Below are 17,009 nucleotides of genomic sequence, written 5' to 3'. Positions count from 1 at the left end.
GACACTCTCCCCATTCACGCGTCGTAACTGACGAACGACATCATGCCGGTCGCCATGTGGTAGAGATGGTGGCAGTGGAGCGGCCAGCGGCCGGGGTTGTCCGCGTCGAATGCCACGGTCACGCGCGCCATCGGCGGCAGCAGGACGGTGTCGCGCAGCGCGCCGCCAACCGTCTTGCCGTTGATGCCGACCACCTGGAATGCGTGCCCGTGCAGGTGCATCGGGTGGGCCATCATGGACATGTTCGCCAATGCGACCTCAACGCGCTCTCCCCGCTTGATCTGCAGCGCGTCGCCCCCTCCGATACCCCAGCTATAGTCCGCCATGTTGCCGGTGAGGGTGAGCGCGAAGCGGCGGTCGGCGGCGCGCTGCGCCAGCGGTTCGATTGCGCGCAGCCTCTGCTCGAGGTCGAGCCCGAGCACCGGTCCCTTGGCCTGTCCGAGCACGGGAATCTTGGCGATGGCTGCGCCGGCGGATGCGAGGATGATCCCCGCTCGTTCTGCGCTGCCCTCGCGAAGGGCGAGGATTGGGTACGAACCGCCCGCCATCGGCAGGGCCAGCCGGATATCCAGTCGCTGGCCCATGGAAATCGGGAAGGACCGGCCGGCGATCGGCTGGACCGCTTGACCGTCGACTGCGATCAGTTCCCCATCCAGCCTTCCAGTATCGATGGTGAAGGCGGTCGCCGTTGCGCCGTTGATGATGCGCAGGCGCACCCGGCCGCCCTTGTCGACCGTCACGACCTCAGGGTCACCCAGCGTGCGGTCATTGGCGAGATAGGCGTCATAGTCGATGTCGTTGAGGTCCATCGCCATGCCCGGCATGCCTTGCATCTGGCCCGTCGCGCCGGAGGCCGTCATGCCGGCCATGCCCTTCATCGCATCGCTCCGGCCCATCGCGCCGTGATCCATCGGCATGCCGCCGGCGGCAGGGCTTCCTTTGAGCTTCGCGAGCAGTTCTTCCGCAGGCGTGAACGAAAAGTCGTGCAGCAGGATCACCACCTCCTGCTCGTCCCGCTGCCGGTCGGCGGCGGTCCGGACGATCAGCGGCGCCGCCAGCAGGTTCTGCTCCTGCAGCGTATGGGCGTGCATCCAGTGTGTGCCTCCGGCGCCGGCCGGGAACGTGTAGCGGCGAGTTTCGGAGGGTCCCAGGAGCGCGGCGGGATTGTCCGGCACGCCGTCCATCGGCCAAGGCGGTGTCAGGCCGTGCCAATGGATCAGCGTCGGCTCGCCGATCCGGTTGGAGAGGGCGACGTCGAAGCTGCTCCCGGCATCCAGCGTCAGGCCCGGCGTGCCATCGGGTTGGGCAAGCCCGAACACGCGCGCGGCCTTGCCATTGACCTCGATGGTCCGACTGACCACGCCAAGCGGGCGCGGCGTAGCGTTTGACGCGGGCGGCGGAGCATCGGGCACGGCCTGCGCCCAGGCGTTGATTGGATGGAAGGCGGCTGATGTGCCGAATGCGGCCGCTCCGGCCATCATCCGGTTCAGAAAGTGACGACGATTCATGGTGTGGGTCCTTGTTCCCTTGCCGGTAGCAGGCCGGCTGACTGATCATGCGAATGCGCATAGAGCGACCCGATGCCAGTGCAGCATCGGGTCAGGTCTGATCAGGCACGGGTTCGAGGAGGACCGAGGGTGGGTGGAAAAGCTAGGCCGCGGACGATCTCATCACGCTGTGCGTAACGCGCAGTGAGCACGATGCGCTGCGGGACTGTCGTACCCGGTGCAGCGAGCGCTACGACACAGGATGCGCAGGCACTGCTGCAACAGAGCGTATGGTCGACAGCGTGAGAATGACCTTGGAGCCCATCGCCGCTGATGGCAGCCTGAAACTCGCCGCTTACCATCATGGTTGCTTGCTCGTGGCGGACAAGGTCGTGACACGGCATAGCCTGCGCGCTGACGACAGGCGCAACCAGCAGCGCGATCGCGACCAGAAAGGCCAGCAACGCTCTCATCTGTCCTATCGTTTGCAACCTGACGCTCATGCCCGACCCCTGCCTCCTCAAGAAGGCACCCTCCGCACAATTCCACCTTGACCCACATCAATGGCCTCTCTGAGGCGTTCTCTCGTCACGAGAACTTGTCCCTTTGCGAGGCCCTTGGGCCGGGACAGCCGATCCGGCCTTGGCTCACGTCTCATTCGGCGGCGAGCCGGCCGGCGACGGACTTCGAGCTCGCGGAGTCGGACGCCGCAGCAGTCGACGACAGCCCCCACCCCTTGACCAGGCCATAGATGGCCGGGATCACGATCAGTGTCAGCAGGGTCGAGGAGACCATACCGCCAATCATCGGGACGGCGATCCGCTGCATGATTTCCGAACCCGCTCCCGTGCTCCAAAGGATCGGGATCAGTCCGGCCATGATGGCGACCACGGTCATCATCTTGGGCCGCACGCGCTCGACGGCCCCTTCCATGATGGCATGCTGGAGATCGGCCCGCGTCAGACTTCGGCGCGCCGCCTCAGCGACCGCACGCTGTTCGCTCCAAGCGTGGTCGAGGTAGATCAGCATGATCACACCCGTTTCCGCGGCCACGCCGGCGAGCGCGATGAAGCCGACAGCGACCGCAACCGACATGTTGAAGCCGAGCCACCACATCAGCCAGAGGCCGCCGACCAGCGCGAACGGCAGCGACAGCATCACGATCAGCGTCTCGGTAATCCGGCGGAAGTTCAGATAGAGCAGCAGGAAGATGATCAGCAGCGTGACCGGGACGACGATCTTCAGCCGGGCCTCCGCGCGCTCCAGATATTCGAACTGACCGCTCCACGAGACATAGGTCCCGGCCGGGAACGCGATCTGCGTCGCGACGGCGCGCTGCGCTTCGGCGACATATCCGCCGAGATCGCGGCCGGCGATGTCGACATAGATGTAGATGGCGAGCTGGCCGTTCTCCGTGCGGATCGAGGTCGCCCCGCGGGTGAGCTGCACCTTGGCGACCTCGCCGAGCGGCACGGTCCCGCCGTTCGGCAACGGCACCAGCACATTGCCGGCGATCGAGGACGGGTCGCTGCGGAAGTCGCGCGGATAGCGGATGTTGACGCTGTAGCGCTCGCGCCCCTCGACCGCTGTAGTGACCGCATCGCCGCCGAGCGCCGTTGCGATCACATCCTGCACGTCGCCGATCATGAGCCCGTAGCGCGCGAGTGAACTCCGATCCGGGACGATATCGAGATAATAGCCGCCGATCACCCGCTCGGCATAAGCGCTCGACGTGCCGGGAACCTTCTTGACCACGGTCTCGATCTGCCGCGCCGCGGTCTCCATCTGCGTCAGGTCCGTGCCGAATACCTTGATGCCGACGGGCGTGCGGATCCCTGTCGAGAGCATGTCGATACGGGCCCGGATCGGCATGGTCCAGGCATTGGAGACACCGGGGAACTGGAGCGCGGCGTCCATCTCGGCCTTCAGGCTGTCGATGGTGACGCCCGGCCGCCATTGATCCTTCGGCTTCAGGTTGATGATGGTCTCGAACATCTCGGTCGGCGCCGGATCGGTCGCCGTCAGTGCGCGTCCCGCCTTGCCGTAGACCGTTTCGACCTCGGGGAAGGACTTGATGATGCGGTCCTGGGTCTGGAGAAGCTCCGCGGCCTTGGTGACCGAGATGCCCGGCAATGTCGTGGGCATGTACATTAGCGTGCCCTCGTTCAGATTCGGCATGAACTCGGAGCCGAGCTGCGTGGCGGGCCACCAGGAGGCGCCGAGTGCCGCGAGCGCGACGAGGATCGTCAGCGTCTTGGCCTTGAGCACGCCGCGAATGACCGGCCGGTAGATAAAGATCAGGAAGCGGTTGATCGGATTCTTGTGCTCCGGGACGATCCGCCCCCGGACGAAGATCACCATCAGCGCCGGCACCAGCGTCAACGAGAGCAGCGCGGCCGCCGCCATCGAGAAGGTCTTGGTGAAGGCGAGCGGCCCGAACAGGCGGCCCTCCTGCGATTCCAGCGTGAAGATCGGCAGGAACGAGACGGTGATGATCAAAAGGCTGAAAAACAGCGCCGGGCCGACTTCCCTGGCCGCTTCTATCAGAACCTCGACGCGGGGCTTGTCGGGCGGCGCCCGCTCAAGATGCTTGTGAGCGTTTTCGATCATCACGATGGCGGCGTCGATCATAGCGCCGACGGCGATGGCGATGCCGCCAAGGCTCATGATGTTGGAACCGAGGCCGAGCAGTTTCATCGCCACGAAGGCCATCAGCACGCCGACCGGCAACATCAGAATGGCGACCAGCGCGCTTCGGACATGCAGGAGGAACACGATCGACACCAGCGCGACGATGACGCTCTCCTCAATGAGCGTTCCCTTCAGTGTTTCGATGGCCGCGTCGATGAGTTGCGAGCGGTCATAGACCGGGACGATCTCCGTGCCCTTGGGCAGGCTCGGCATGATCTCCGCAAGGCGCGTCTTGACGTTGTCGATGACGTCGAGCGCGTTCGCCCCGAACCGCTGCAGGACGATGCCGCTCGCGACCTCGCCTTCGCCGTTGAGCTCGGTGATGCCGCGCCGCTCGTCGGGGCCGAGCTCGACATAAGCGACGTCGCGCAGGAGGACAGGCGTGCCGCCGTCATTCTTGAGGACGATCTGCTCGAGATCGCCGACGCCCCTGAGGTAGCCGCGGCCGCGGACCATGAACTCGAACTCGGACAATTCGACGGATCTGCCGCCGGTGTCCATATTGCTCGCCCGGACGGCCTCGCGGATCTTCTGGAGCGGGATGCCGAAGGCGCGCAGGCGCTGCGGGTCGACCACGATATTGTACTGCTTGACGAAGCCGCCGACGCTGGCGACCTCGGCGACGCCTTCCGCCTTGGCGACCCCGTAGCGGATGGTCCAGTCCTGAAGCGAGCGCAGTTCGGCCAGCGTGCGCTCCTTGGCGATGACGGCATATTGGTAGACCCAGCCGACGCCCGTCGCATCCGGGCCGAGGCTGGGCGTCACGCCCTGCGGCAGGCGTTGTGCCGCGGCATTCAAGAATTCCAGGACACGACTGCGCGCCCAATAGGGATCGGTGCCGTCCTGGAAGATCACATAGACGAAGGAGACGCCGAAGAAGGAGAAGCCGCGCACGACTTTCGACTTCGGGACCGTCAGCATCGCCGTCGTCAGCGGATAGGTGACCTGGTCCTCGACGACCTGCGGCCCCTGGCCAGGATATTCGGTATAGACGATGACCTGCACGTCGGAGAGGTCGGGAATGGCGTCGAGCGGCGAGGTCCGAATGGCGTAGACGCCGGCCGAGACGGCGAAGACCGTACCGATCAGGACAAGCATCACATTGCGCGCCGACCAGGCGATGAGGCGACCGATCATTTGGGAACCCCGCCGTTGAGGCCGCTCAGTGCCGCCTTGAGGTTGCTTTCGGCATCGATGAGGAAGTTCGCCGCGACGACGACCTTGTCGCCCGCCGTGACGCCGTCCCGGATCTCGACGTAGTCCGCGTCCCGGCGGCCGAGCTTGACCGGGCGAGGCTCGAAGCGGCCCTCGCCCTTGTCGATGATCACGACTTGGCGCATGCCGCTGTCGATCACGGCGCTCGCTGGCACGGTGACGACCGAGGCCGCGGCGCCGGTGGCGATGTCGGCATCGACATACATGTCGGGGCGCAGGATCCCGTCGGGATTGGCGAGTTCGACGCGCACGCGGGTGGTGCGCGTCTCCTTGTTGACCTGCGGATAGATCATCGCGACCTTGCCCGCGAACACCCGGTCGACGAAGCCGCGAGCGCGCACCGAGACGGGCTGCCCGAGCGCGATCATCGGCAGATCGCGCTCGGCGACATCGACCAGCGCCCAGACGATGGAGACATCCGCAAGCCGGAACAGGACGTCTCCGGGAGCGGCCTTCATGCCCTCGACGGCATTGCGCTCAAGCACGACACCGTCGCGCGGAGCAGTCCATGTGACCAAGCGGGGAACCTTGCGCTGGCGTTCTATCTCGGCGATCGCGTCCGCCGGAACACCGAGGTTCTCAAGGCGCAGGCGCGCGCCGCCGGCGAGGGCGTCGCGCCCGGCGCCGTTGAGATCGGTCAGATAGAGCGCACCGGCGGCGGTGACCTCCGGCGAATAGAGGCGCAGGAGGGCCTGGCCTTTTTTCACCCGGTCGCCCGTCGTCACTTCGGACACGTTCTCCACGAAGGCGTCGGAGCGCACAGCGACGACGACGATCCGCCGTTCATCGAGCTGGATCGTTCCGGAACCGCGGATGGGGACCGAAAGGACGCGCTGCTGCGCGGGTTCCGAGCGCACGCCGGTGCGTTGCAGACGACCTGGACTGACCCTGACGGTGCTCCCGTCATCGTCCTCGCCCGCATAGACCGGGATGTAGTCCATCCCCATGGAATCTTTCTTCGGCACCGGCGAGGTGTCGGGCAGGCCCATCGGGTTGCGGTAATAGAGGACGCGCTTGGTTCCTGCCGCTCCCGAGACTGCGGACACGTCTTCCAGCGCATCCTCGAAGCTGACATCCTCGCTGGCATGGACCGGCCGAAAGGCACGCCCATCCGCCGTCTTGCGGGGCTCGGCGGCGTAGAACGGTCTGCCATCGGGGTCGCGATAATAGATCACTGGTCCCGACACCACCTGCGCGGCTCGGGCGGATGGAAGCGGAAACGCCCCGAGTTCCGGCAATCGGAGCTCATGGCGGCCGGCGTAGTATCCCCCGGCCCCCGCCGCCATCAGGGCGGCGAGGGTGAGGACCACCGAAGCGATCCGGGGTCTCATGGGATTGCCTTGAGAACCAGCTTGCTCTCGACCGTATCGGCCTCGCCCTGCACCTTGGCGCCGAGCGAGAGCTGCCAGCCGCCGGCCATGCTGAGATTGGCCTTGAACTGGTAGACCCCCGGTTCCGCGCCGGACACTGGCTCCAGTTTCGTCGCCATGCTTTGCATGCCCTCGGGTGCCATATCGAGCCGGGTGGCGAAGATGACGGCGTCCGGCACGGGCTTGCCGGTCTTCTTGTTGATCAGGCGGACCGCAATGAGGGCGTCGCCTTTCTTGATATCCGTCTGGACGAGCTGGAATTCGTAGTCGCTCGCGGCAGCGAAGGTGGACGTCAGAGGCACGGCCAATGACAGGGCGAGGATCGCCGCGCCAAAGGCGCGCGCGGAATTGAACGTGGTCATGTGTCGTTCCTGGAGTCTCAGTGTGTCAGATCCACCGGAAAGGCGGAGTGGCGCGCGGCAGCACATGGCGGCGCGCAAGACCGCCGCGCAGCGCCCAGGCTGCCCGACGATCCGCCAGCCCTAAGGCCGGCGCTGAGACCTAGATTCGCGGAGGTCGCATCAGTGGCGGGGGCGCCAGGCTGGCGAGCCGGGTATCGGCCTTCAGGCCGAACAGTTTGCCCGCGTGTATCGGCAACGACCGGACGACGGCTGCCGGTGGTCCGCTTGAGAAGCACTTGGCAAAGCAGAGCGCCATCGACGGGCAGGTCGCCTTGCCGCAATCGGGTGTCTGTTGCTGCTGTTGGGAGGGGCAGCACGGCATGTCGTCGGACATCGCCGCATCCGACATGTCCATGTCCGACATCGCCATATCCGACGGCTCGGCCATCGACACAGCCGCCACCATGCCGGCACCCGCAGGTGCAACGACGGGAACAGCGACCATGCCCACGATCGCCAGGATCGAGAGAAGTCGAAAGAGCTGGGACCGGATCATCGCATCCTAAATCTCACAATGGCTTGACCGGCGGAAGAGCATTGCGTTCACGTTCTCGGCAGATACCGCAGCAATGACGGCCATCGTCACGTCAAAGTCGCGTGGATAATTGTTTCGTCATCCTGAGCCGTCTAACACGTCGTACTCACGGGTTGGCGTTCAACAGCGGAAGCCTTGCAAGGAATTTTCGTGTGACTGCCGAGCACCAGCGTCGGAGCTTTTTCACATGACGCCAAAATGGTCCTTGCCATTCACGGCGTCGCCCGTATTTTGCGATGCGATATGATGCACTCGCTTCGTTCCTTTGTGATTCTTCTGACCGTGCTCGCCTTTTCGGTGACAAGCACGGGTTGGGGCATTGCGAGCAGCTTGATGGTATCGAGCGGCGGGAAAGGGCACCACGCGCCGATCGAAGCCAGCCATTCCAGCGGATCGCATGAGCACGGCGACAGCGACCTCGCCCAGAACTCCGCTTGTCTGGAAGCAGACGGCTCGGCCTGCGCGGCCAAACATCAGCGCGGCGATGCATCCAACTCCTGCTGCGCCATGGCCTGCCACACTGCGATTCCCGCCAGCGCATGCGCTATGGCGATCATTGCTTTTGTGCGGACCATCGATCATCCGTCGCTCGAGGCGGGTGTAAAGGGATCGTCCGCGACGCGCCTCGAGCGCCCGCCGAGGTCCGCCGACGTCTGATCGTCGGCCGACTCCCTTCACGACCTCTGATCGCTGACGGACAAGATCCGTCTCCGTTTCCGTCTTCGGGTTTCTGCCGACGGCCTTCGCCGCTGCGTCTCCGCAGCCGCTGAAGATCGCTGTTCGATGCCGCGCGGCCATGCCGCTCAGGCCGACTGGGCCGATTCCGAGGATCTCCATGAAACCTGTCTTGATGACGGCCTTCGCCGTCGTTCTGTCCGCATGTTCCGGACCGCCCGCGATCGAGGTGGGGCCGAGCCCATCCGATGCGAGTTCGAGCGTGAAGCCCTTGCGCTACGCGCCCGTCACCGCGGGAACGGTTGATTACCGTCCGGTCGATCCGAAACCCTGGATCGAGCGCAATGAGCGCGTCGCTCCCAAGACGGGGGGCGAATAATGGCGCTCACAATCGATAGCCAGGCGAAGCCTCTTCCTGCGCCGCCTTGGAAGCGGCTTGTCGCGATCGGCGCCGTCGCCACGACACTGGGTGGCTGCGTAACCTTCACGCCGGACGGCGGCATGAGCCCGGTGTCGGCGGAGGTCTCGGCCGCGATCGGCAAGGACACCGTGAAGATCGCGTCCTCCGCCGAGGCGTCCGCGGTCCAGAGCCGCGTCAAGGCGCTCCTGGCCAAACCCCTGACCGCAGACGGCGCTGTCCAGCTTGCGCTCATCAACAATCGCGGTCTTCAGGCCGAGTACAATGCGCTCGGCATTTCCGAGGCCGCCTTCGTCGAGGCCAGCCTGCCGCCAAATCCGGTCATCGGGGTCGAGCGGCTTTCCACCGGTGCTTCGCTGGATATCGAACGTCGCGTGGTCGCCAACATCCTGGCGCTCCTGACACTTCCGGCCCGCAGCGACATCGCCAGGACGCAGTTCGAAGCCGCCCGGCAGAAGGCAATCGAGGCAACCTTCCGCACTGCGGCGGAGACCCGCCGCGCCTACTACCGCGCTGTGGCGTCGCGGCAGACCGCGTCCTTCCTCGAGCAGGCACGGGTCTCGGCTGATGCAGCCGCCGACCTCACGCGCAAGCTCGGAGAGACAGGCGCCGCGAAGAAGCTCGACCAGGCGCGAGCGAGTTCCTTCTACGCAGAGGTGTCCAACGAGCTTGCCCAGGCTCGATTGAAGGTCGGGACGGACCGCGAGGCCCTGACCCGCATCCTGGGCCTGTGGGGGCCCGACGTCGACTACAGATTGCCGGGTCAGCTCCCGGGCATGCCCCGCATCCAGACCGCACAGCAGGTCGAAGTCGATGCCATTCGAAAGCGCGTCGATCTCATCGCGGCGCGCCTCGAGCTCGATGCCATGGCCAAGACCCTCGGGCTGACCGAGGCGACGCGGTTCATCTCCATGCTCGATGGTGGCTGGCGCGGCAACTACGAGCGATCGACCGTGGACGGCGTACGGGAGAGCTCGTCGCCGCGCGGCTTCGAGCTCGAAATCCAGATCCCGATCTTCGACGGCGGCGAAGTCAACGTGCGCCGATCGCGGGAGACTTACATGCAGGCGGTCAACCGCCTGATGGAAAAAGCCGTGAACGTGCGCTCGGAAGCGCGCGCGGCCTATCTCACCTATCGCGGCAGCTACGACATCGCCCGCCAGTATCAGAACAGCATTCTGCCGCTACGCCGGACGATCAACGAGCAGGCCCTGCTCGAATACAACGGCATGCTGATCGACGTCTTCGAGCTTCTGACGACGGCGCGGGAAAGCATCGCCACCAACGTCGCGGCGATCTCCGCCAAGCGCGACTTCTTCATCGCCACCGTGGACTTCGAGACCGCGATCATCGGCGGAGGCAGTTCAGCCGGCTCGGCTGGCGAAGGCTCCGTCATGGCAGCGGCCGCCGAAGGCGGCGTGAACTGACCCGAGAAAGGAGACCATCATGACGATCTCACGTCGAAATTTCCTCGGCGCCTCCGGTGGCATGGCACTGATCAGCGCAAGCGCCGTCTCAGGCCGCGCCCAGGCGGCCGCGATCCCCGAAGCCGCCACCATGAAAGAGGCGGTCATGCAGCCACCGCTCGTTCCGACGAGCGGTCCGGACTACCAGCCCGTCGTCACGCTCAATGGCTGGACCCTGCCCTGGAGGATGAACGGCGACTGGAAGGAGTTCCATCTCGTCGCCGAACCGGTCGTGCGCGAGTTCTCGCCGGGCATGGTCGGCCATCTGTGGGGCTATAACGGCCAGTCGCCCGGACCGACGATCGAGGCGGTCGAGGGCGACAAGGTCCGCATCTTCGTCACCAACAAGCTGCCGGAACACACCACCATCCACTGGCATGGCCAGTTGCTGCCGAGCGGCATGGATGGGGTCGGTGGGCTGACCCAACCGCATATCAAGCCGGGCAAGACCTTCGTCTACGAGTTTCAGCTCCAGAAGAGCGGCACCTTCATGTACCACCCTCATGCCGACGAGATGGTCCAGATGGCCATGGGCATGATGGGCTTCTTCGTGGTGCATCCGAAGGATCCCGCATTTCGCCGCGTTGACCGGGACTTCGTGTTCCTGATGGCGGCCTACGACATCGATCCCGGCACCTATGTGCCGAAGGTCGCCGAGATGACCAACTTCAATATGTGGACCTGGAACAGCCGGGTCTTCCCCGGCATCGACCACATCGTTGCCGGCAAGGGCGATAAGGTCCGCATCCGGTTCGGCAATCTCACCATGACGAACCACCCCATCCACATGCACGGCTACGACTTCAAGGTGTCGTGCACTGATGGCGGCTGGGTTCCCGAGGGCGCTGCTTGGCCCGAGGTCACCATCGACTGCGCGGTCGGGCAGATGCGGGCCTTCGATTTCGTCGCCGACAAGTCCGGCGATTGGGCGATCCACTGCCACAAGTCCCATCACACCATGAACGCCATGGGCCACGACGTGCGCAACTTCATCGGCGTCGACAAGAAGGAGTTCGCCAAGAAGGTCCGCAAGCTCGTCCCCGACTACATGCCGATGGGCACGGCCGGCATGGCGGACATGGGCGAGATGGAGATGCCGCTGCCCGACAACACCCTGCCGATGATGACGGGCTTCGCCCAGTTCGGGGCGGTCGAGATGGGCGGCATGTTCTCGGTCGTCAAGGTGCGCGAGGGGCTCGCATCCGGCGATTACAAGGATCCGGGATGGTTCAAGCACCCGGAAGGTACGGTCGCCTTTGAGTGGAAGGGCGAACCGAAAAGAGCCGAACGCGAGCCTCCTGCCGCGCTCGACAAGTCGAGGACCGCCGAGTTCAACGTCGTGAAACCCGGCAAAAAATCCCCCCATGGCAATCATTGAGAAGGATTCCTACGTGCAACCACGATTCCTGATCGCCGCGCTTGCGGCCCTTACCCTGTCGACCGCAGCGCTGGCCGACGCTGGCCATTCCCATGGGGATGACCGCGCGTATGGCGAGCCTGGAGATCCCAAGAAACCGGCACGCACCGTCCAGATCACCATGCGCGAATCGGACGGGAAGATGGTGTTCATCCCGAACCGGATCGACATCCGCAAGGGAGAGCAGGTCAAGTTCGCCATCCGTAACAATGGTGAGCTCGATCACGAGATCGTCGTCGGCACGCTCGACGGAAACCTCAAGCACATGGCCGAGATGATGAAGAACCCGGACATGGAGCATGACGATCCCAACGCCAAGCGCCTGGCACCGAAGAAGACCGGCGAAATTGTCTGGAAGTTCACCAAGGTCGGGGAGTTCGACTTCTCTTGCCTCATCCCCGGTCACCGGGAATCCGGCATGACCGGCACCATCATCGTCAAGTAGTTGCACTCAACAAAGGAGCATAATTATGCGTAAGCTTATAATGGCAGCGGCGATCTCCGCGTTTTCGACCGCCGCCTTGGCGCAGGCGGCTCCGGTCGATGGACAGATCACCAAGATCGACCAGGCCCAGGGCAAGGTCACGCTCAAGCATGGGCCGATCAAGAATCTCGACATGGACGGCATGACCATGGTGTTCGCCGTCGCCGACCCGGCCATGCTGAAAGCGGTCAAGGTCGGCGACAAGGTGAAGTTCGAGGCCGATCGAGTGAGCGGCCGTCTGACGGTCACCAAGATCGCCAAGGCGAACTAACATCTCGCTATCCCGGGGAGCGCTGCGGCGCTCCCCCTCCCCCGGAGGACCACCCGATGAACATGGATCGCAGACGCGTGCTCCTGCTCGCAGGCGCGACGCTGCTCGCGCCAGTCCCTGCCAGGGCCGCCGGCCAACCTCTCGTCACGGTTTACAAGGATCCGTCCTGCGCCTGTTGCGGCGCTTGGGCCGACCACGTCGCGAAGGCCGGCTTTCCCACGACGATCGTCGAGGAGCCCAGGATGAACGCAATCAAAGTTCGCTTTGGGATTCCCTCGGCCCTCTGGTCCTGCCACACGGCCGAGGTCGAAAGCTACCTTCTCGAAGGCCATGTTCCAGCCACGGCATTGATCCGGCTCCTGGCCGCGCGTCCGTCCGTACGCGGCATCGCCGTTGCCGGCATGCCGGTGGGATCGCCGGGCATGGACGTCGCGGGGATGGAACCCGAGACCTACGACGTGATGGCTTTCGGTTCCGAAACGCCGAACCTGTTCATGCGCTTCCGCGGCGCCAGCCCGATTCCGAGCTGAGCGCACAGCCATGGACGAACAATCGGGGAGCATTCGGAAGGCAAGCCGGCTAACCAGCGCGCTCTTGGTTGCACGCCCTGCAGCAGGCTATTCCGTGGTCCAGCGGCTCTTGCATTGGGGCGTGGTCCTGCTGTGCCTGACCCAGATTCCCACGTCATGGGCCATTGCCCGCACCCACATGACGCATGCCTTCATGCAGCCGGCTCCATTCGACCTCTTCCTGCACCGCGTCCACGCCTGGGGCGGCTGGCTTGTTCTGGCCTTCGCAGTAGTCCGTATCGGCCTCAGATATCTTCATGGTGTCCCGCCGCTGCCAGCGGCCTCCTCGCAGATCACGCGTTGGGGGGCAGCGATTAGTCACGCGCTGCTGTACGGCCTGCTCTTCGCGCTGCCCATTACTGGCACCGCCGCGATGTACGTGGACAGCGCTGCCTTTGCCCCAATCCATCGGGTTCTCACATGGTCGCTGCTCGCCGTCGTGGTCGTTCACGTGAGCGCAGCCCTCCGGCACCATCTCATCCGGCGCGACGAGGTTCTTCGTCGAATGATCACGGGGGTTCGAACCGCGAAATGACCACGAATGGGTCAGGTGCGGTCCTGACTGGCGTCCTCTAAATCAGGACGGCTCAATACAGAGGCCAGCCCCCAGGGACTCGACAATGAAACGCGAGTGGAAAATCGGAACAGGCGCAATTCTACTTTCCGCTTGTTTGCCACCAGCGTTCGCCGCCGATGATGACAGTCTCGTGCGAATTCTTGCGAAAGCAGATATTGCTCACAATCTTGTAGTATATTGCGCTCAATACGATCCATCGATCATAGAAAGGACAAGAGGCAGTGTCGGCGATGCGCAACAGCTCATGCTGCACGTTCGAAGCGAGGTAATCTCCGGTTTGCCCCAAGCTGAGGCGACGGAAGTTGTGGTCCGTTCGGCGAATGCAGCGCGCATCGGTGCGTTGCTCGCTATCAGAGAGCGCTACGGACCAAAGCAAAGCGAAGAACGCGCGCGACTTGCTAACTGGTGTGAAAGATCGGCAGCGTCTTCGGTCAAAGAGTTCGTCAGTAGCCACGGCGATCATCATGATGCGTTCGATGCGGAAATTGCGAGGGCCAACGAGGACCTGCAGCTCCCTAACAAACATCCTTCCTTCAAGTGAGCTAAACGAATGTTGTGGATAGAATCTGACGCTTGGTACCCGCGCAGAAACCTCCGTCCCGGTCGTGGAAGGGCGTTCTGACCCTGCCCCGAAGCAGAAATTCCGAATGTCGCAGGAAGGGTGGGGAACGGTCGTTCGACTTCGCACAGATACCAGACACGGTTGAACACTTATTGCTAATGCCTCTCAATTCTAAACAATTGAAAAGATTGCATTATTGACATTAAAGAGACCTTCCATTAGATCGCAGGCATCGGGGAGTAGCGGCACGCTTTGGCGTGCGGTCGTATCAACACGCTCGCGGCGAGAACTGCGTGGTGCGACCAGCCGGATCAGTTCGGCCAAGCGAGACCGTGACGGCGTGTCCTCGCGGATATGGCTCGAAATCCGTCCGTTCCTCGGTCCGCGCAAGAGAATGTCATGTCACCTGTTTCTATCGCAGTGCTCGCCGTGGGCATGTCCGTCGACGCCCTATTGGCTTCGATTGGTCGGGGAGCTGCGGTGCAGCGACCTCGCTTCGCTGAGGCACTCCGCACCGGTGCCGTCTTCGGCACCGTCGAGGCGATCACGCCGCTCATCGGCTGGGCCGCTGGCCTAGCCGCAAGCCAGTATGTCGCGGCCGTCGATCATTGGATCGCATTCGTGCTGCTCGGCATCGTCGGCGGACGCATGTTCCTGCACTCGTTGAAGCCTGCGGCAGAACGCGCAGAGGCATCCCAGGGCAACACGCTGTGGGCTCTGATGGCGACCGCAGTTGGCACCAGCATCGATGCGATGGCCGTCGGCGTGTCGCTCGCCTTTCTAGACGTGAACATCATCGTCGTCGCGCTCGCGATCGGTTTCGCGACGTTCCTAATGTCGACCGGGGGCATGATGGCAGGCAACCTGATCGGGGCGAAGTTCGGTCGATGGGCCGAGCGTGTTGGCGGCATGGCGCTCGTCGGCCTCGGCATCTCGATCCTACACAGCCACCTGATGGCAGGCTGACGAGGCGACAAGCAGGCGTTCCAACTACTATGGGTGCACGTTAGCGGAAATGCCGTGCAGCCCCGAAGCCCACTGCTGCCAGGCCCAACACCCAGACGAAAACAATAACCGCAGCCGCTACAACGCTTCGCGGACGATCTGCGCGCTCGTCGGCCTTCCTCCGGAAGTCGGCCATGATTGCCGAAGGGATCAGGTGGACGGCCAGTGCAATACCAGCCGGTACGATCAGCAAGTCGTCCAGATAGCCAAGTATCGGAATGAAGTCAGGAATCAGGTCGATCGGGCTCAGGGCGTAGGCTGCCACTGCTGCTGCAACCACCGTCGCCACCCAAGGTGTACGCGGATCACGGGCAGCAATCCATAGCGCGACGACATCACGCTTTAGCCGGCGTGCCCAGTGCTTCATTCGTTCCAACATGCGGGCTCTACTCTCGCACTGGACCAAAGAGTCAGCAACGGGTAGGGAAGCCGCCATTGCCCACAAGGCCTCCGGCCTGATCAACCGAGCTTCCATGGCAGCAGCGGGCATGCCGTGTTGCGCGGCGAGAAGGCTTCCTACACGCGCAGGCGCGCGAGCTGAGCGCGAAGAGGTTGCTCTGGATTAGCGGGCGCGCCGGTAATGCATGGCGACGGCGCCGCTGCGGAGCGGCATGGCCGAGATCAGCTCGAGCCGTCGCGTGCTGGGCAGACCGCTCTGGTAGAGGGTTGGGCCGTGGCCGGCGATCCGGGGGTGGACGAGGAGATTGTACTCGTCGATCAGATCCAGCCGGTCCAGCTCGGTCGCGAGCTTGCCGCTACCCAGGAGCACGCCGGCCGGGGTCGCGTCCTTGAGCCTCTGCACGCCCGTGCGCAGGTCGCCGGCGATGTGGTGGCTGTTGGTCCACGGGAAGGCCTTTCGCGTCGACGACACCACGTACTTCGGCTTGGCCTCCAGCTTGACCGCCCACTCGCGTATCGCCGGCGGCGCCTTCTCCTCGCCGCGAGCGACCGCCGGCCAGTAGCTCTCCATCATCTCGTAGGTGATGCGGCCCCACAGCATCGCCCCGCCCTCGTCCATAAGGCGGGTGAAGAACGCGTGCGTCTCGTCGTCGGCAATTCCCTCCTGGTGGTCGACGCAGCCGTCCAGGGTGACGTTGATGCTGAAGGTCAATAGTCCCATGCGGCGAGTCTAAGCCATACAATGGAGAACAGGTAGGCCAATTGCTCGTGGTTGATGTTGAACTTCCGCAATGGAGTCGAACTTCCCCTTTGGTCGCTAGCCGAAGATCGGACATCCGGTGCGACGATAGGATTAGCGCGCTGACATGCCCAAGGGCTATCGGACGGAAGTTAGCACTTGGTGGCCGCGGGCAGCGGCGGCGGTGATTTTGTCAGGATCGGCGGTCCAAACGAAGGGCTTTGGCTGCTGGTTATGATCGACGACGAAGCAGTTGATGGCGGCCTGGAGATCGACGACGCCCTTGAAAACCCCGCGCGTGAGGCGGCACTTGGTGAGGATGTCGAAGAAGCCCTCGACGGCATTGAGCCGGCTCGCCGAGGTGGGCGTGAAATGGAACGTCCAGCGCGGGTGTCGGCCCAGCCATTCGATCACCTTGGAATGCTTGTGGGTGAGGAAGATCCTGTTCGGTGGCATGGTGGCGCTGCTGTCTGCGGCACCTGCTTTCGCTGACTATTATCCGTCTACGCGTCCCCAAAAGGAGCGTGAACGTCACGAGTTTCTCGACGTCCAGAAGGAGGATTTCCCAAGCGGACAGGCGCCCGCGTATATGTCATCCATGCCGCCGGGCGATCCGCAAATGCCGACGATGACGGGTGGGGCCACGATCCCCTCAAAGCCGAGGCTCTAGCAGGCCCTGCATCGCACCACTCGGAGATCGAGCCGCGCCCTTTGTTGGCGCGGCTCAG

18 protein-coding genes and 1 pseudogene are annotated in these 17,009 nt (G+C 64.0%); 11 read left to right on the top strand and 8 right to left on the bottom strand.

Annotated elements, in window-relative coordinates:
* Window positions 1-14: 14 nt before the first annotated feature.
* The 5 genes from KHC23_RS20950 to KHC23_RS20930 form a co-directional block, all read right to left on the bottom strand.
* Window positions 15-1,508 (bottom strand): multicopper oxidase family protein, encoded by a 1,494-nt coding sequence (locus tag KHC23_RS20950; protein WP_213375429.1) that lies wholly within the window; start codon window positions 1,506-1,508, stop codon window positions 15-17.
* A 633-nt stretch (window positions 1,509-2,141) separates the two neighbouring features.
* Window positions 2,142-5,315 (bottom strand): efflux RND transporter permease subunit, encoded by a 3,174-nt coding sequence (locus KHC23_RS20945; RefSeq protein ID WP_213375428.1) that lies wholly within the window; start codon window positions 5,313-5,315, stop codon window positions 2,142-2,144.
* A complete protein-coding gene (locus tag KHC23_RS20940; protein WP_213375427.1) occupies window positions 5,312-6,724 on the bottom strand; it encodes an efflux RND transporter periplasmic adaptor subunit in 1,413 nt (470 codons plus the stop codon). Before KHC23_RS20940 ends, KHC23_RS20945 begins: the two co-directional genes overlap by 4 nt.
* Window positions 6,721-7,125, bottom strand: a complete 405-nt coding sequence (locus tag KHC23_RS20935) for a FixH family protein (protein ID WP_213375426.1) — start codon at window positions 7,123-7,125, stop codon at window positions 6,721-6,723. Before KHC23_RS20935 ends, KHC23_RS20940 begins: the two co-directional genes overlap by 4 nt.
* Before the next feature lie 139 nt (window positions 7,126-7,264).
* Window positions 7,265-7,660, bottom strand: coding sequence for a hypothetical protein (locus KHC23_RS20930; RefSeq protein ID WP_213375425.1), 396 nt, complete (start codon window positions 7,658-7,660; stop codon window positions 7,265-7,267).
* 237 nt (window positions 7,661-7,897) lie between these two features.
* Between KHC23_RS20930 and KHC23_RS20925 the strand changes: the two genes are divergently transcribed.
* From KHC23_RS20925 to KHC23_RS20880, 10 genes are all read left to right on the top strand, one after another.
* A complete protein-coding gene (locus tag KHC23_RS20925; protein ID WP_213375424.1) occupies window positions 7,898-8,356 on the top strand; it encodes a hypothetical protein in 459 nt (152 codons plus the stop codon).
* 178 nt (window positions 8,357-8,534) lie between these two features.
* The gene (locus KHC23_RS20920) at window positions 8,535-8,753 is read left to right on the top strand and encodes a hypothetical protein (protein WP_213375423.1); all 219 of its coding nucleotides are present in this window, start codon (window positions 8,535-8,537) and stop codon (window positions 8,751-8,753) included.
* A complete protein-coding gene (locus tag KHC23_RS20915) occupies window positions 8,753-10,219 on the top strand; it encodes a TolC family protein (protein ID WP_213375421.1) in 1,467 nt (488 codons plus the stop codon). The genes KHC23_RS20920 and KHC23_RS20915 overlap by 1 nt, the downstream gene beginning before the upstream one ends.
* Before the next feature lie 19 nt (window positions 10,220-10,238).
* Window positions 10,239-11,636 (top strand): multicopper oxidase family protein, encoded by a 1,398-nt coding sequence (locus KHC23_RS20910; protein ID WP_213375419.1) that lies wholly within the window; start codon window positions 10,239-10,241, stop codon window positions 11,634-11,636.
* Entirely contained in the window at window positions 11,623-12,120 is a 498-nt protein-coding gene (locus KHC23_RS20905; RefSeq protein WP_246544835.1) for a cupredoxin domain-containing protein, read from the top strand. The genes KHC23_RS20910 and KHC23_RS20905 overlap by 14 nt, the downstream gene beginning before the upstream one ends.
* A 25-nt stretch (window positions 12,121-12,145) precedes the next feature.
* Window positions 12,146-12,430, top strand: a complete 285-nt coding sequence (locus KHC23_RS20900) for a copper-binding protein (RefSeq protein WP_213375418.1) — start codon at window positions 12,146-12,148, stop codon at window positions 12,428-12,430.
* 56 nt (window positions 12,431-12,486) lie between these two features.
* Window positions 12,487-12,960, top strand: coding sequence for a DUF411 domain-containing protein (locus tag KHC23_RS20895; RefSeq protein WP_213375416.1), 474 nt, complete (start codon window positions 12,487-12,489; stop codon window positions 12,958-12,960).
* 10 nt (window positions 12,961-12,970) lie between these two features.
* Window positions 12,971-13,534, top strand: coding sequence for a cytochrome b (locus KHC23_RS20890; protein ID WP_213375414.1), 564 nt, complete (start codon window positions 12,971-12,973; stop codon window positions 13,532-13,534).
* A gap of 85 nt (window positions 13,535-13,619) precedes the next feature.
* Entirely contained in the window at window positions 13,620-14,117 is a 498-nt protein-coding gene (locus tag KHC23_RS20885) for a hypothetical protein (RefSeq protein WP_213375413.1), read from the top strand.
* Between the two features lie 420 nt (window positions 14,118-14,537).
* Window positions 14,538-15,104, top strand: a complete 567-nt coding sequence (locus KHC23_RS20880) for a manganese efflux pump MntP (protein WP_213375411.1) — start codon at window positions 14,538-14,540, stop codon at window positions 15,102-15,104.
* 40 nt (window positions 15,105-15,144) lie between these two features.
* On the opposite strand, the gene KHC23_RS20875 is transcribed toward KHC23_RS20880, so the two are convergent.
* The 3 genes and pseudogenes from KHC23_RS20875 to KHC23_RS20865 all read right to left on the bottom strand — a co-directional run.
* The gene (locus tag KHC23_RS20875; protein ID WP_213375409.1) at window positions 15,145-15,522 is read right to left on the bottom strand and encodes a YkvA family protein; all 378 of its coding nucleotides are present in this window, start codon (window positions 15,520-15,522) and stop codon (window positions 15,145-15,147) included.
* A 183-nt stretch (window positions 15,523-15,705) separates the two neighbouring features.
* Window positions 15,706-16,263 (bottom strand): dihydrofolate reductase family protein, encoded by a 558-nt coding sequence (locus KHC23_RS20870; protein ID WP_213375408.1) that lies wholly within the window; start codon window positions 16,261-16,263, stop codon window positions 15,706-15,708.
* Between the two features lie 156 nt (window positions 16,264-16,419).
* Window positions 16,420-16,719 (bottom strand): annotated as a pseudogene (locus KHC23_RS20865) (IS630 family transposase); the annotation flags it as partial.
* On the opposite strand from KHC23_RS20865, the gene KHC23_RS20860 reads away from it, so the two are divergent.
* Window positions 16,712-16,951 (top strand): hypothetical protein, encoded by a 240-nt coding sequence (locus tag KHC23_RS20860; protein ID WP_213375482.1) that lies wholly within the window; start codon window positions 16,712-16,714, stop codon window positions 16,949-16,951. The pseudogene KHC23_RS20865 and the gene KHC23_RS20860 overlap by 8 nt on opposite strands.
* Window positions 16,952-17,009 lie beyond the last annotated feature (58 nt).

Source organism: Ancylobacter dichloromethanicus (assembly GCF_018390645.1).
GTDB lineage: Bacteria > Pseudomonadota > Alphaproteobacteria > Rhizobiales > Xanthobacteraceae > Ancylobacter > Ancylobacter dichloromethanicus.
This window is presented reverse-complemented; position numbering and strand designations above follow the sequence as displayed.